Origin of the sequence: Microcystis sp. LE19-41.2A (assembly GCF_027530405.1) — a bacterium.
Lineage (GTDB): Bacteria > Cyanobacteriota > Cyanobacteriia > Cyanobacteriales > Microcystaceae > Microcystis > Microcystis aeruginosa.
Map to the genome: position 1 here is coordinate 1 of NZ_JAPZQJ010000185.1, position 13,339 is coordinate 13,339.

General features: G+C 42.6%; 18 protein-coding genes and 3 pseudogenes. 5 read left to right on the forward strand and 16 right to left on the reverse strand.

The annotated features are described in order from the left end of the window. Positions 1–133: pseudogene (locus O9290_RS08355) on the forward strand (IS630 family transposase); the annotation flags it as partial. Here O9290_RS08355 and O9290_RS08360 read toward each other — a convergent pair. From O9290_RS08360 to O9290_RS08425, 15 genes and pseudogenes are all read right to left on the reverse strand, one after another. Then, complete coding sequence (locus tag O9290_RS08360; RefSeq protein WP_288055043.1) at positions 89–376, reverse strand: hypothetical protein; 288 nt, start codon at positions 374–376, stop codon at positions 89–91. The pseudogene O9290_RS08355 and the gene O9290_RS08360 overlap by 45 nt on opposite strands. A 1,152-nt stretch (positions 377–1,528) precedes the next feature. Continuing rightward, positions 1,529–1,837, reverse strand: coding sequence for a DUF2442 domain-containing protein (locus O9290_RS08365; protein WP_002752921.1), 309 nt, complete (start codon positions 1,835–1,837; stop codon positions 1,529–1,531). Further along, entirely contained in the window at positions 1,818–2,054 is a 237-nt protein-coding gene (locus O9290_RS08370; protein WP_008205592.1) for a DUF4160 domain-containing protein, read from the reverse strand. The genes O9290_RS08365 and O9290_RS08370 overlap by 20 nt, the downstream gene beginning before the upstream one ends. Before the next feature lie 142 nt (positions 2,055–2,196). Continuing rightward, positions 2,197–2,241, reverse strand: a pseudogene (locus O9290_RS08375) (hypothetical protein); the annotation flags it as partial. A gap of 202 nt (positions 2,242–2,443) precedes the next feature. Beyond that, entirely contained in the window at positions 2,444–2,812 is a 369-nt protein-coding gene (locus O9290_RS08380; protein WP_002752923.1) for a hypothetical protein, read from the reverse strand. Next, positions 2,809–3,084: a hypothetical protein gene (locus tag O9290_RS08385; RefSeq protein WP_002752924.1), complete on the reverse strand. Its 276-nt coding sequence runs from the start codon at positions 3,082–3,084 to the stop codon at positions 2,809–2,811. Before O9290_RS08385 ends, O9290_RS08380 begins: the two co-directional genes overlap by 4 nt. A gap of 253 nt (positions 3,085–3,337) precedes the next feature. Continuing rightward, positions 3,338–3,703, reverse strand: coding sequence for a clan AA aspartic protease (locus O9290_RS08390; RefSeq protein WP_008205585.1), 366 nt, complete (start codon positions 3,701–3,703; stop codon positions 3,338–3,340). Beyond that, positions 3,700–3,975, reverse strand: coding sequence for a hypothetical protein (locus O9290_RS08395; protein ID WP_002739245.1), 276 nt, complete (start codon positions 3,973–3,975; stop codon positions 3,700–3,702). The genes O9290_RS08390 and O9290_RS08395 overlap by 4 nt, the downstream gene beginning before the upstream one ends. Positions 3,976–4,214: 239 nt before the next feature. After that, complete coding sequence (locus tag O9290_RS08400) at positions 4,215–4,418, reverse strand: hypothetical protein (protein WP_002747099.1); 204 nt, start codon at positions 4,416–4,418, stop codon at positions 4,215–4,217. Between the two features lie 2 nt (positions 4,419–4,420). Beyond that, positions 4,421–4,570, reverse strand: a pseudogene (locus O9290_RS28450) (type II toxin-antitoxin system VapC family toxin); the annotation flags it as partial. Beyond that, the gene (locus tag O9290_RS08405; RefSeq protein ID WP_288058816.1) at positions 4,555–7,908 is read right to left on the reverse strand and encodes a type 2 lanthipeptide synthetase LanM family protein; all 3,354 of its coding nucleotides are present in this window, start codon (positions 7,906–7,908) and stop codon (positions 4,555–4,557) included. The pseudogene O9290_RS28450 and the gene O9290_RS08405, both read right to left, overlap by 16 nt. 70 nt (positions 7,909–7,978) lie before the next feature. Continuing rightward, the gene (locus tag O9290_RS08410) at positions 7,979–8,236 is read right to left on the reverse strand and encodes a hypothetical protein (RefSeq protein WP_288058814.1); all 258 of its coding nucleotides are present in this window, start codon (positions 8,234–8,236) and stop codon (positions 7,979–7,981) included. A gap of 199 nt (positions 8,237–8,435) precedes the next feature. Next, positions 8,436–8,753, reverse strand: coding sequence for a hypothetical protein (locus O9290_RS08415; RefSeq protein ID WP_288058812.1), 318 nt, complete (start codon positions 8,751–8,753; stop codon positions 8,436–8,438). A 109-nt stretch (positions 8,754–8,862) separates the two neighbouring features. Beyond that, positions 8,863–9,177, reverse strand: a complete 315-nt coding sequence (locus tag O9290_RS08420) for a hypothetical protein (protein ID WP_149106498.1) — start codon at positions 9,175–9,177, stop codon at positions 8,863–8,865. A gap of 430 nt (positions 9,178–9,607) precedes the next feature. Next, positions 9,608–11,059: a RecQ family ATP-dependent DNA helicase gene (locus O9290_RS08425; protein ID WP_288058818.1), complete on the reverse strand. Its 1,452-nt coding sequence runs from the start codon at positions 11,057–11,059 to the stop codon at positions 9,608–9,610. 265 nt (positions 11,060–11,324) lie between these two features. On the opposite strand from O9290_RS08425, the gene O9290_RS08430 reads away from it, so the two are divergent. The 3 genes from O9290_RS08430 to O9290_RS08440 are packed head-to-tail and all read left to right on the forward strand — an operon-like array spanning position 11,325 to position 12,551. Beyond that, a complete protein-coding gene (locus O9290_RS08430; RefSeq protein ID WP_002752941.1) occupies positions 11,325–11,510 on the forward strand; it encodes a DUF3285 domain-containing protein in 186 nt (61 codons plus the stop codon). A gap of 11 nt (positions 11,511–11,521) precedes the next feature. Beyond that, complete coding sequence (gene ybeY / locus O9290_RS08435) at positions 11,522–12,034, forward strand: rRNA maturation RNase YbeY (RefSeq protein WP_002770902.1); 513 nt, start codon at positions 11,522–11,524, stop codon at positions 12,032–12,034. A 28-nt stretch (positions 12,035–12,062) separates the two neighbouring features. Then, positions 12,063–12,551: a diacylglycerol kinase family protein gene (locus O9290_RS08440; protein WP_288057870.1), complete on the forward strand. Its 489-nt coding sequence runs from the start codon at positions 12,063–12,065 to the stop codon at positions 12,549–12,551. Between the two features lie 146 nt (positions 12,552–12,697). Here the strand turns inward: O9290_RS08440 and O9290_RS08445 are convergent, their stop codons facing one another. Next, positions 12,698–12,859: a hypothetical protein gene (locus O9290_RS08445; protein WP_196219891.1), complete on the reverse strand. Its 162-nt coding sequence runs from the start codon at positions 12,857–12,859 to the stop codon at positions 12,698–12,700. Between O9290_RS08445 and O9290_RS08450 the strand changes: the two genes are divergently transcribed. Continuing rightward, positions 12,849–13,088, forward strand: coding sequence for a DUF4327 family protein (locus O9290_RS08450; protein WP_002738935.1), 240 nt, complete (start codon positions 12,849–12,851; stop codon positions 13,086–13,088). The genes O9290_RS08445 and O9290_RS08450 overlap by 11 nt on opposite strands. Positions 13,089–13,339 lie beyond the last annotated feature (251 nt).

The window sequence follows — 13,339 nt, forward strand, 5'->3', positions numbered from 1 at the left end:
AAACTTTTCTGACTTTTCTTCAGCCATTTATGAATGTTTGAATGATGCCCATTTGAAACATAAAAAAGAACTGGATTCCTTGCTGACTCTACGATTTCAGAAGTTTAATAAATCTCAGATTATGAACGTCTAAAGTATAGCCATTTGTCTTTGACCACTCGCTTTCTCGTAAATTTCGCACCCAAGTAGTACTATCTAAATCTTGACGATCGCGCCACATTCCAACAAAGGGATCATTAACTAAATCAACATTTGACGATGCAGACAGAGGTTCAGAATATATGTACTTTTGTTTCAAAAAAGCGATCAGGCTGACTACTTGGCTCTGTGCTTCAGCAGGCAAAGATAAAAATTCACCTAAAATCTCATGAGTCATGGTTGTATCCTCCCCTATATCACGCCCAAAAGCGTGTTAGCCAGATTAGCTTACCGCAAACAGCCTCCTTTAAGGAGACCTTTCACAGAAGCCTTCTGGGAATGTAGCAAAGATTCTTGTATCTGGCTGCACTTTGTCACAAAATTTCACTATTATTTCGGGTAAGGTATGGTAAATCTCTTGATAGATAGGGTTTACTGAAAAAGTTTGTTGGTGGGGCTAGGGTGTGGGGTGTGGGGTGTGGGGTGTAGGGTTTTACCCATTTTCAGGCGGTCAATTACCTAATTTTCAGGGAAAAAGTCCCTGAATTTTCCTCCCAATCACTCCAATCGCTGGTACTTTTTGATTTCAAAAAAGTCTAAAAATATTATCCAACAAGGTTTTTAGATTTATTCAGCAACCCCTAGATAGGCCAGCGTTTCAATCGGGACTAACTTCTGGGAAACCCGCTATATATCTCCTGCAAAAATCAAAAACCTTCCGTTAGGTTAGGAGAATCCGAGACAGGAGAAGAAAAAAGACATAGAAAATTTAGTACAAACGCTCTGCTCTGGCGCTCCCTAGCTTACCAGAGGTCGATTATTCACTAAATGGTATCAAAAAAATCGGGTCTAAAACCTCGTCTTTACTCGTTTTATTGTAACGGGATTTGGGATCACAACTTCAATCAATGTGCATGGTACGTTCCCCAAAAATCGATCGATCAGTGGAGCAGTAGGAGTCACATTAAGGAACGCACCCTACAAGATCGGCGTGCTGCTACGCAGTGCCTTCGGCATCGCACTGGCAGGGTTGATCGCAGAGCGCCAAGAAAAGCGCGATCGCTTGTTGTTAAGCCTCTGCCTCATTGTCAAGGTTTAAGTAGGGTCTGCTGAAAAAGTTTTTCGGTGGGGGCAGGGTGTGGGGTGTGGGGTGTGGGGTGTGGGGTTTTACCGGTTTTGAGGTGGCCAATTACCTAATTTTTAGGGAAAAAGTCCCAGAATTTTCCCCATGATCACTCCCATACCTGGTACTTTTTGATTGACAAAAAGTCTAAAAGTCTTACCCAACAAGGTTTTTAGATTTATTCAGCAAACCCTAAGTAAATTTTGATATAAATTACAGGGCAAGAATGGAGGAGTTGGGGTGGCACAACAGAAACATTGTCCCCATTTACTCGGTTACAGTTTGTCTGCGAGTTGTTAACCATCGATTCAGGGAGCGTGAACTCTCGCTACTGCGCCGACCAGCTAATAGTCCTTCGATACCAATATGCTCATCTAGATCGAGCCATTCGATAGCACATCCATCCGCTAAGAGTTGCCAATTTTGACGCTCGGCGGGGGAGGCGTGCAGTAAACGAGGGTACCATGTTAGCGGAACGGTGATGCTGCGACCGTCGGCTAGGTCGATTATTAATTTATCGTCGGTTAGGGTCACTTGATGGGCAATTGGCTCGGTTTCAAGGGTCAAAGTAATCATGCCATGCGCTTAGGATTGCGGGTTGATGTTCTGTTATTAGTTTAGCAATCTGGTTTAATTCATGTTCTTTAAATCCTCGGTTTTTCTCTAAGGTAATGGGATCAAGCCAATATTTAGCGAGTTTGCGATCTCGTTTGACATGGATATGGGCTGGCTCTCGTTGATCTGAACTGAAAAAGATAAAACTGTAAGGCCCAACTTGAAGGACGGTAGGCATGAGAAAAGCTATTTTAAAGGTATATTTAGCTCTATGCTCTTATTATATGTCAATTTCTCTAATTCACAATTACCCACAAAAAAAGAGACCCTTGCAGATATCCTGTTGTAATACCTTCAATTAACGCTTAGTTTTTGTCTGCCTAGGCGCGGCGGCGCTTGAAGCCAGCCCCCAGAGCGACGACGGCCCCCGGACCAACGAGAGCAGAGGGTTCCGGGGTTTGAGCGGGAGGAGCGGCATCGCACTTTAACCCACAGTTTCAATCAATGTGCATGGTGCGTTCCCCAAAAATCGATCGCTGGAGCAGTAGGAGCCATATTAGGGAACGCACCCTACGGCTACGGCTGCGTTGTTAGACCGCGCCTCACCGAATCTCTTCTAGCACTGGCTCATAAGGCTTCAATCTTGACCTTACCGCCCTCAATGTTATCGACCTGCAACCGATATCTGTAAAGCAGCGCCATTCCTAGTAGAGGCTCTGTTTCTGATTCTGCAATATCAATCTCTTGGTACTGCCCATCCCATATCACAGTCCCAGTGTACAGATCAAAATAAGTTTCACTGCCATCACCCAGCGTGACAAAATCAGAACCACTCCAAGGTAAATTTAATGTAGCGATGATTGTAGAGGGCAAAGATAAAAATCCATTGAACCCAGTATCAATCACCGCGTCAACCGCTTGCAGTTGCCGATTTGAGTTTCCGACTACAATCCTTAGCGTGGCTTCACGCCGCAAATTTACAACACCTTCCATCATGGATTTTTCTTCAAACTCCGTGCCCCGAAATGATAAACAGCGCGATGTCCGATACGAATGATCCAAGGTTGGGCATCGGGGTGACGTTCAAAGAGCCGATTAGTTGCAGGCACAACGTTTTCATCGACTTCAAACTCTCCAGTTTCAATGTCGATCGCTACAATCTTACCTTCATTACCGGCTTCGACTTGCTGCCGAATGCCAGATTCGTAGAGTTTTTGCCCTCGCTCGGCTAACTCATCTTTGGGATAACGCCGTTGACGAACTGCCATCTGGTTGACCTCAACTCAGTATTTTGCCTTAATTATACTTTGATTTATTCTAACGAAGTGCTCCCGCTCTACTACTGATGAGCCGCCTCATCGCAAGCCCCCCAGTGGTGCACTTCAAATTTGAATCGGCGCTTCAATCAATGTGCATGGTGCGTTCCCCAAAAATTGATCGATCGGTGGAGCAGTAGGAGCCGCCTTAGGGAACGCACCCTACAAGATCGGCGTGCTGCTACGCAGTGCCTTCGGCATCGCACTACAAATCATCAATCGTTACCAACCCACCTTCCGTAAACTGAATCACAAGTTCATGGCTATCTAATAAAGCAGTTCCAACCAGGGGTCGCCGCCCTGTGGCAAATACACGAGTTTCTCGCTCCTCACCATTCCAGATAATAATTGCTTTGTGAAGAGGCAGCATTACTTGGCTGTTGTCTGCTAAATTCGCACGCATATCGTACCTGAAAGGAAGATTCAGTAATGCTACTGCTTCGGGTGGTAAACAAAGCTCATCTGTAAATCCTGTATCTACTACAAACTCAATCGGAAAGTCAGCGCGATTTGGAATCCGAAATGGGATAGTGATGATCGGGTGTCCATTAGCCACAATACCTGAAATCACTTAACTACACGCTCCATAACACCCCCACCAAAAGCGGCAGCAACGTTGTAGCCAATTTTGATCCCAAAGAGCCGAGCATGGGGGTGTTTCTCGCTCAATAAGTCAGCAGCGTGTAAGCCATTTTCATCAACTTTGTAGTCACCTGTTTCAATGTCAATGATAACCATCTTGCCAATGTTTTCTTCAACTTCCACCTCTTGGCGGATTCTGCTTTCGTACAGTTTCTCTGCACGTTGAGCAACTTCTTCACGGCTTAAAAGGATTGCTTGCATATACTAACTCCTGATTACGATTTGACTTCTGGAGACCCCTCTATAATATCTCACAGGTCTGTAGGATGAGCTAATGCCCATCCTACTACGTCTCTACAAGATTGGTGTACTGCTACCCAGTGCCTTCGACATCGCACTTTAACCCACAGCTGCAATCAATGTGCATGGTGCGTTCCCAAAAATCGATCGCTGGAGCAGTAGGAGCCATATTAGGGAACGCACCCTACAGCTAATAACTTTCAGTGCGTGAAGACGATCGCACTCTCGGTCGGGTGCAGTGATTTGTTATACTGTCGCTTGATCGGGAGCTTAATAACTTTACGTCCACTGGCAATTTGCTTTTCTCTAAGATCGTCAAATATTGCCTTGAGATCATAATTAAAAGATTTTGCGTATTCTTCTCTATATTTGTGAATTTCTTCGACAATTTCATCTTTATACATAGTTATTCTCCTCGAAGCTTAAATCCTATGAACTCGTAAGGGGTACAAACAAATGGTAGCCTGTATCCAAGCTCAAGACTAATTTGGGATAGCTTTCTTTGGATTTGAGCGTTTGCCATGTGCTTACAATTCCATGTTAAAATAAAAGTAAGTTTGATGTTAGACATTGTGCAACTATTTGTTTTGTCTTCCCACTACTATATGATAATAACTGAAGTCCAATTCCTGCCATCCCAGTAAATACTCCAGGTAACAGTAATTCACCTTCTTGAGTTGAAAAAAGGCGGTAAGATTTTTGGTTTAAAGCTCTTTTCAGACTTAATTCTACTATTTGCTGGGCAAACAGATCCCATTTATCTCCCATGTCAAAATCACTGGTCAAATTCAAAATAGCTGCTCTACCAAAGCTTCCACAACAGAGATGATCGACACCTGTATCTTGTTTTGCGGTAGTTTTAAGAGCTATTTCTATCTCTGTGGCAATTTGCTCATCCCATATCCCTGATTCTTTGAGACAAAGACGACTCAAGGCAATACCGGGAGCGCCATGACACCAACTGTTCATAAATTTTGTCGGTTCAGAACTGGAGCGAAAATCTGGCCAATTTCTTTTTTCAAGACAAAATACAGAGCGTTCGTAACCTAAACCTTTTTGAATAGCAGTTAAAAACCGATTATCTTCCGTCAGTTGATATAAACGAGATAAAGCAGCAATAATCCCAGAAACACCATGAGAGAAACCTGTTAGGGGCTTTTTATCTCTTAAGGTCAACCATCCACCATCTTCCATTTGTTGAGAAATCAAATGCTCCCCACATATAATAGCTAAATCTAAAGGTTTTTGAGATGAAAAATTTTTTCTTTCAACATCTTGAGCTATTGATAAAAGTGGGCCAATCAAACCAGCGCAACCGCTAATTAAATCACATTCTTGATCTTTATTGATACGTTCTGAGGTAAGACAATCTATAATCTTTTGAGTGACTCTTTCATAGTTAGGAAATTCTTCATCAATAGGGTTGATTTCTAACTGGTTTAGAATCTGGAGTGTTAAAAGGATTCCACCAGTTCCTGATAACCCAAGAGGTTGATCTCGTAGGTAACGAAATAAAAGAAAACCATCTTTTGATTTAACAATATCTAATATCTGAGCAACAGAACCACGAATATCGTTAACTAAAGATTCTTGAAATTCTAAATCAGAGTTTTGCTGTCTGAAAAAGTGAGTTAAGGCGGCAAAAAGTAAAGCAATGCCACAACGACCTCCATAGAGGGAAAGACCAACTAAACCAAAGTTAAATTTTTCTTGATCTTGTCCGATGTCTATACCTAACCATTCAGGATAGCCACGCTGATCTCTGATTGCTTGTTGCTGTAATTGTTTGGCGATACGAATTACTTCATCAAGTTTATAGTCACTACTTGGGAAGGTATTAGATATATTAATTTGTTCTGTCGGAAATTCTAGAGAACTAACTTTAATTTGCTTGGCTTCTATTGCTCCTTTAATTAATTGTATTTGAAAATTAATTTCATCAATTGAGAGTTCTTCTAACCGTCTTCGACAAGCTAATAGACCAGAGGTATCTAAAAAACGCTCAATATTGGGCAAGCCGTCAGATAAGGTTAAGATATCACTATCAATTAAATGTTCAAAAAATGGAATGTCGAGTTGTTCCATTTGTCTTAGTTCAGCCTCAAAAACTGCCCAATTAATCGGTTTTTCGATGGACAAAACATAACTACGAGCAAGCTGTTCTAGTTTAAGACTGTAGGCTATTGCATTTTTTAAGGAAGCAGGTTCTAAACACTGAAGTTGAATGAGAAAGTAAATACGAGTAGCACGAAGAACAATCCGACGGGGTAAGCCAGCAAAATCTCTAAGTATAGAATTTGAGTCTAACCATGCCTGACGATAATCAAGAAATTGCTGCATTTGTATGCGAAATCCTTCGCACAGTTCCCCCTGAAATTCTTTGAGACGATTAGAACTGCCGATGGGGAAAGGAGAGCTAGTGGGGATGTCAACGGGTGTCTCTACTTCTCCCCAAAACATTCCATCACTATTAATCCCTAACCATCCAGGTTGTTCAATATAAGAACTTTTAGGAGGTATTATACCTAAAGCACTAATATCAACTGCATGAGCTTTTCGTCCTATAAATAGCCATTGCGGTAACAAGCCAATACGTAAAACTGAGCTTCCCATTGACTCTTGTAAACTGCTAATAGCAATGTCATCATTATTAGTATGATTGCCAACATCGCCTTCTAAAAGAGTCTCAGTATCAATAAGTATTAATTGCTCTCCACACGCAATTAAGTTTTCATGGTGACAATCTGTACAACCCAATATGTGAAGAACTGCCATCAATCGGCCTGCATTTTTGTAAAAGTTACTTAATTCTTGATCATCAACACAGGGACGATGTTCCACGAACTCCATGAAACCAAATCCTTGCATGGGAAGGATTTTCAAAACCCGAAATACATTTTCTCCAATCTGTTGATTGATGATACCAAGCAATCGTTGATAGACAGAATCTACATTCATGTCTTTGGGTTTATATACTACTTTTTGAGGCGTTTCCTCTTCATGGTCTGATTCTTTAAAGTGTAGGACTGCAACAGAACGCCCACCTCGATGAAAATCACTCATCCCTTGTTGAATGTCACTTATTTTGGCATTGATTGAAATATCAAAGCAATTCTTTAACTCTTGTCGGCTTTCATGAATACGCTTTAATAGTTCAATGCTTGATTCTAGCCACAATTCTACCACTGTTGCTAACAAGCGACCTAAAACAGGATATATCGTCAATATTTTTTCAAGACCATCCTGAAGATTATCTTGAATAAATGTTAAATAAGCCTCCCTTATCGGCAGTCCACTACCATCGCCATTATCTCCTAGATGAGCTAACAGTATTTGACCGGGAGTTCGACCTTTGTGAAATTCCTCCCACAGAACTTTCTCACTTAATTGACAGAGACGGGTAAGTAGTGTTTCTGTTAGACTGTTCACAGCATCATCACTAACTCCCCCTAAGAAATCTGGGGATAAACGCTGTTTAAGCTCACTCACTCCCCAATCACATAAAGGCAACCAGAGTTCTTCAAAAGGTAAAGGCTGAGACTTTGTAGAATACTGGTTTGCGCCTTTCTCTTGACTAAAACTACTTCCAGCCTCCACGAGAACTTGACGCAAACAAGTCAAGAAATCTAACCAATTTGGATGAGCGGGAACTGCGTCTTCAGGAGGATTTAAAGCCCATAGAGCTTGATTAGGGGTATAGCCTGACCATTCTAAACGCTTAATAAAGTTCTCAGTCTGATGAGGGGCAACAATCTTACTCCATTCATTAAGCTGGTGTGATTCATCAACGTATTCACGCAAATTCAGGACTTGAGAGTAATCTAAACGATGCCGGAGAGTCCAGCCCTCCTTGGCTAGAAGTTTTGGTAAACTTTTACACTTGTCATTTTTCATTGTTGATGTTGATTTGGTTCTTCTAAAAAAGCATAAGGAAAATTTTAATAGACTTTAAGCAACCAGCTTGTTACCCACAACAAGCACGACTAATTGCTCCACATGTCCCGCCACAGTCAGTATATTGTTTAGTCCAACTATTGCTTGATTCAAGTTCCCAATCACTGATCTCATTAACATTCTCAGACCAGGTATTAATTCCCCAGAATGTTTCTTGAGTTGTTAGGTTCAATTTAATCCAGTCCTGTTTAGTAACTCTTAATGTTTCTTGCAAAACAAGGTCAGCTTTGACTCTTTGAAGAACATTGGCCAATTCTTGTGCATTCATGTTGATGATTTTTCATTGAACGGATAGTGGATATGGTAGGTTTGCTTTATGAGCAAGGTGCGATGGTATGTCGCTAAGGTGGAGGCAATGTTAATTCACCTTACGTTCCTTCTGGGTGATGTTGGGTAAAAATTGGCATTGCCTACACGGTAGTTTAAGAGTTTAAGATAAGGAAAGAGATTGATTACTTATGCTACATCTAGCAAGCAGGACTATCATTTGAATTCGGTGTTTTAGAGTAACAATTACAGTCACAACTAAGCAACCAAAATGTCGCCATGATCGGCCCTTTAACGATTTCAATCTCTCCATCCGAGAAATCTGGAGCCGATGTAATATTCATTGACGCTTGCAAGGATTCTATATCTACCTCTATGCCTTTCCTGTGCGCCAATTCGGCAACAATTCCCGGTATTTCATTTTTGTTAACAGATACTAAAGCACTCTTGAGATCACGAGCTAGAGTCTCATCTGACTTCACTTCGTTGAGAAATGCTGCAAAAGAACGTGGTGACATTTAGAACCTCCAAGAAATGGAAATCACTGAGTTTAAGTTTAAACCAATCTATAACAGTCGCAAATCAACTGACCGCCCGCTTAACGGACAAGGCTCAGGATCATGGCAATCAATCTACGAAATTGTATCCGGGAACCAAAGCGCTGCGAAATTCGATGCAAGAGGTTCCGCAATTGCTACGAAAACCACAACAAGACCCGTTGATCTCTAGTTCCTCATCGGAGAACTCTGGATCCGATGCAATATTCACGGGCGCCTTCAAGGATTCTATATCTACCACTATGCCTTTCCTGTGTGCAAATTCGGCAACAATTACCGATATTTCATCTTTGTTAACAGATACTAAAGCACTCTTGAGATCACGAGCAAAAGCCTCGTCTGACTTCACTTCGTTGAGAAATGCTGCAAAAGAACGTGTTGACATTTTAGAACCTCCAAAAAAATGGCAGTGACTGGGCATTAACTAAACTATAGCATTCGCAAATCAACTTCCAGCATTCTATTTAGGCGCAATCGCCCGAACTTTTCCCGATATCACGCCCAAAAGCGTGTTAGCCAGATTAGCTTACTGCAAACAATCTCTTTTTAAGGAGACTTATCACAGAAGCTTTCTAGAAATCTAGCAAAGATTCTTATATCTGGCTGCACTTTGTCACAAAATTTCACTATTATTTCGGGTAAGGTATCGTAAATCCGCTGATAGATTCAATGGGGACTAACTTCTGGGAAAACCGCTATAGATATCCTGCAAAAATCAAAAATCTGACCTTAAGTGAGGAGAATCCGAGACAGGAGGAGAAAAAAGACATAAAAAATTTAGTACAAATGCTCTGTTCTCCCTGCTCTGGCGCTCCCTAGCTTACCAGAGGTCGATTGCGACGACAATTATCACAATGACCACAGCGAAAATTATCGGCATTTTCCTGAAAACCAAAGGCATTTAAGAGAAAGTGCCAACGACAGCGACGGGTATAGAGGTAGGGAAATATCTCATTTTTGGGTTTAAAAGTCATCTTGGCTGAATTATGAGGATAAATAAGCCGATAATGAAAAGGATCGAGCCATTCTAGGCGATCGAGACTGTGTAAAAGAGAGAGAATGAGCGCACCATCGGGAAATTCGGCACTAATCGCCTCTACTTTGCCCTCTAGGGGAATTTGGGCTAAAATTTGCCAAGCTTGTCGGTATTGGCGCTCCTGTTGGGAGTTAAAGAATTTTTGCTGGTTTTTATCGCTATTATCTAACCATCCCGTCGGTTCACTAATTAAGGTGAGAGCCTGCATTTTACCCCCATCGCGACCACCGCGGCCGATTTCCTGTAGGTATTCCGATAGTAAAGCTGGGGGTTGGTAGTGGACAACCCAACGCACATCGGGTTTATTGATACCCATGCCAAAAGCTGAGGTACAGACAACAAAAGTTAAATCCCCCCGCAGCCAATTTTGTTCTATTTCCCGACGCTGAAAGGGCGATAAACCGGCATGATAGGCACTGGTGCGATAGTGGAGAGATTGCAACCATGTCGCTAAATTTTCACTATGGCGACGGGAACGAGTATAGATCAGGCCGGATTGTCGAGGTTGACTGGTGAGGAAGTTTAATAGTTGATGACGACGACAACCGGGACTAATACATATTTTGGTGCTTAAGTCAAGGTTTTGACGGTAAGGATTTATTAAGAAAAGTTGTGGTTTTTCTAGTTGTAAGATGCGGGTGAGAGTCTCGCGGGTGGCGGGGTTAGCGGTGGCAGTAAAAGCAGCGATCGCTATTTGGCTGCCGGCCGGTTTCGATTGCAGAAGAGCGGGACGGACGGCCCCAAGACGACGGTAAGCAGGACGAAAATTATCGCCCCACTGGGTTAAACAATGGGCCTCGTCGAGGATGAGAGCGTTAATTTTAACGTGGGGAAGGGTTAATTTTGACCAGAGGGGCGGACTTAAGAGGGTTTCCGGGGAAAGATAGAGAAGTCGCAGGGTTTGATCTGCGATCGCTGCTAAGGTTTTCTTTCTCTGTTGTCGGGGGATTTCGTTATGAATCAGGGCGACGGGTAGTTTTTTGGCTAATAATTCCTCCACCTGATTTTCCATCAGGGCAACTAAGGGGGAAATCACTAGGGTTAAGCCGGTTTTTAATAAAGCGGGCAATTGAAAACAGATAGATTTACCAAATCCCGTGGGCATGACAATTAGGGCATCCTTTGCCGCTAAAATTGTCTCGATAATCTCCTGTTGGGGAAAGCGAAAGCTATCATAGCCCCAAATTTTTTGAAAAATAGTCTGGATGCTTTCGGGATATTGGGAAGACATGGTTAGACTGCTGGGGAAGTGGGGTGTGGGGTGTGGGGTGTGGGGTGTAGGGTGTGGGGTGTGGGGAAGTGGGGAAGTGGGGAAGTGGGGAAATTGAACTAAAACCCTAAAACCCTAACACCCCAAAACCCCCCGCAACGCGCACGCAGTGACCACTTTGACTATCCCGGACGGGTAACAATTTTTCCCATAATTGAATTTTTTTGGCACTTTTTTAATAATCTGTTACACTTATAGCGATCAATCTTTATCTGGGGAATTACTGATGACTGAACCTGTTAGCACCACTGACCCCGCAGTAGAAACCGCCACCGAAGCGCAACCCAGTTACGTCAAGCTGGCGATGCGGAATATGGTCAAGAAAAAAGGCGTCTCGTTAAAACACTTTTTTTTGACTACAGCAGCCCTATTAGGCTTTTTTGTCGGTATTTCCTATCTGACGCGTCCCTAGGGTGAAATCTGGTGAGTGAGACTTTGCCCCTAGGGGTGGATTTATGCCTACAGGATAATTATTTTGATCCCGGAAATAGTCCTGTGGATGGGGAAACTTGGCACTATTGGTTGGAGACATGGTTAGGCTATCTATCGGATTATCTCCCCCTTGCCGCCGGTTATGAACTAAGTTTGCGTTTAACAGACGATCGAGAAATTCAGACCTATAATTGCCAATATCGCCACAAAGATCAACCGACGGATGTTCTCGCTTTTGCCGCTCTGGAAGTGGATTTACCAGTGGATGAGGGCATTTTAGAGACAGAACCTTTATATTTGGGGGATATTATCATCTCTGTGGAGACAGCACAACAACAGGCTTTAACACAAAATCATTCTTTGGCGCGAGAATTGGCCTGGTTAACTGCCCACGCTTGTTTACATCTTTTGGGTTGGGACCATCCCGATGAAACAAGTCTGTTAGAAATGCTATCTTTACAGGAAACTTTGTTAAAAACCGTCGAAATGCCGATACATAGTTAGTTATTTTTGTCAAGCATTATTGAGGAATATGAAGACAAATTATCATCAAGCCAACCAATCTGCCAGCATACCTAATCCCTATCTCAACAATAATTTTATCCCTCGATCGGGACAGGTTAGTGAGGGCAACAATCCCAGTCAAAGAGAATACGCTTGGCAAGTCGCCTCGAATCTGTTAGTCAGTTTTCGCTACGCTTGGGCCGGAGTCCGTTATGCTTTTGTTAGTCAAAGAAATTTTCGCATTCACACCCTGATTACCCTAGTAGCGGTTAGTTGGGGCTTATTTTTGCGGGTTAATGCCATGGAAATGGCGATTGTCACCCTTACCTGCGCTCTGGTGATGGTCTTAGAATTAATTAACACTGCCCTAGAATCAGTCGTAGATCTGACGGTGGGGCAATCCTACCATGATTTAGCCAAAATAGCGAAAGATTGTGCCGCTGGTGCCGTTTTAATCGCCTCGATCGCCGCTTTACTCGTAGCGGCTTTTATTTTTATTCCCCATTTATTAGTTTAAGTGGGAAGTGGGAAGTGGTGAGAGAGGAGTAGGGAGAAAAAGCTAACTCCTGACTCCTGACTCCTGACTCCTGACTCCTGACGGCTAAAAAAGCCGATTCGGTATAAGGGGACTCGACAGCTTTTAGCCGATAAATTTAACTTTTCTTAACCTAAGCCTAAACTGGTGAGGGGAGAGGGTTTCGCTATATATAAAAAATTGTCATCCTCGATACAGCAAAAAATCTCTTTTGTCCCCTTATAGGTTAGAGTATAGTTATTGATAAGACTTTTTTGTAGATCTTGCAGGAAATCTCCCATGAGTGCCATAACTTTCTCCACCGCTCCCACCGCTTACTCTATCAGGATGATTAAGGACGAAGTCCGTCAGATGGTAGAACAGGGGGTAGTGAGCAGACACCAACCGATCTACACCCTCTGTCAGTTCATTCCCCCTCGGGAGTGGGTTTGTGTTGAATGTGAACTAGAACGGTGTGACTACCTTCTCAGGGATCAAATTGGTGACTTAATCGCCTCGGAATCTTGGGATAATGACTAAACTCCCGTTTGCCGATCTGGGTAAAAATCGGACCAATCAGAAATTTATCAGCCTTGTCCACTTTCTTAACTATTATCGAAAATTTGGGTTGAAAACCCCGTCCTAAAAGGACGGCTTTAAGCTACAATGCAAAAAGCGATAACCAAGCTAAAAACCGAACCTTGACCACAGATAGTAGGGGGTTTCGTTCAGAAAAGACTTCAAATTCGGCCTTGAACGAGTAAAACTTTCTAGGAAATAAGGTTGAACAT

What these genes read in the sequence shown, in the direction of transcription:
- O9290_RS08420 (WP_149106498.1), bottom strand. Translation starts at nt 9,177, where the DNA reads ATGTCAACACGTTCTTTTGCAGCATTTCTCAACGAAGTGAAGTCAGAC.
- O9290_RS08440 (WP_288057870.1), top strand. Translation starts at nt 12,063, where the DNA reads ATGAAGACAAATTATCATCAAGCCAACCAATCTGCCAGCATACCTAAT.
- O9290_RS08400 (WP_002747099.1), bottom strand. Translation starts at nt 4,418, where the DNA reads ATGTATAAAGATGAAATTGTCGAAGAAATTCACAAATATAGAGAAGAA.
- O9290_RS08380 (WP_002752923.1), bottom strand. Translation starts at nt 2,812, where the DNA reads ATGATGGAAGGTGTTGTAAATTTGCGGCGTGAAGCCACGCTAAGGATT.
- O9290_RS08370 (WP_008205592.1), bottom strand. Translation starts at nt 2,054, where the DNA reads ATGCCTACCGTCCTTCAAGTTGGGCCTTACAGTTTTATCTTTTTCAGT.
- O9290_RS08410 (WP_288058814.1), bottom strand. Translation starts at nt 8,236, where the DNA reads ATGAATGCACAAGAATTGGCCAATGTTCTTCAAAGAGTCAAAGCTGAC.
- O9290_RS08365 (WP_002752921.1), bottom strand. Translation starts at nt 1,837, where the DNA reads ATGATTACTTTGACCCTTGAAACCGAGCCAATTGCCCATCAAGTGACC.
- O9290_RS08415 (WP_288058812.1), bottom strand. Translation starts at nt 8,753, where the DNA reads ATGTCACCACGTTCTTTTGCAGCATTTCTCAACGAAGTGAAGTCAGAT.
- O9290_RS08425 (WP_288058818.1), bottom strand. Translation starts at nt 11,059, where the DNA reads ATGTCTTCCCAATATCCCGAAAGCATCCAGACTATTTTTCAAAAAATT.
- O9290_RS08395 (WP_002739245.1), bottom strand. Translation starts at nt 3,975, where the DNA reads ATGCAAGCAATCCTTTTAAGCCGTGAAGAAGTTGCTCAACGTGCAGAG.
- O9290_RS08445 (WP_196219891.1), bottom strand. Translation starts at nt 12,859, where the DNA reads ATGGCACTCATGGGAGATTTCCTGCAAGATCTACAAAAAAGTCTTATC.
- O9290_RS08430 (WP_002752941.1), top strand. Translation starts at nt 11,325, where the DNA reads ATGACTGAACCTGTTAGCACCACTGACCCCGCAGTAGAAACCGCCACC.
- O9290_RS08360 (WP_288055043.1), bottom strand. Translation starts at nt 376, where the DNA reads ATGACTCATGAGATTTTAGGTGAATTTTTATCTTTGCCTGCTGAAGCA.
- O9290_RS08405 (WP_288058816.1), bottom strand. Translation starts at nt 7,908, where the DNA reads ATGAAAAATGACAAGTGTAAAAGTTTACCAAAACTTCTAGCCAAGGAG.
- O9290_RS08450 (WP_002738935.1), top strand. Translation starts at nt 12,849, where the DNA reads ATGAGTGCCATAACTTTCTCCACCGCTCCCACCGCTTACTCTATCAGG.
- O9290_RS08385 (WP_002752924.1), bottom strand. Translation starts at nt 3,084, where the DNA reads ATGGCAGTTCGTCAACGGCGTTATCCCAAAGATGAGTTAGCCGAGCGA.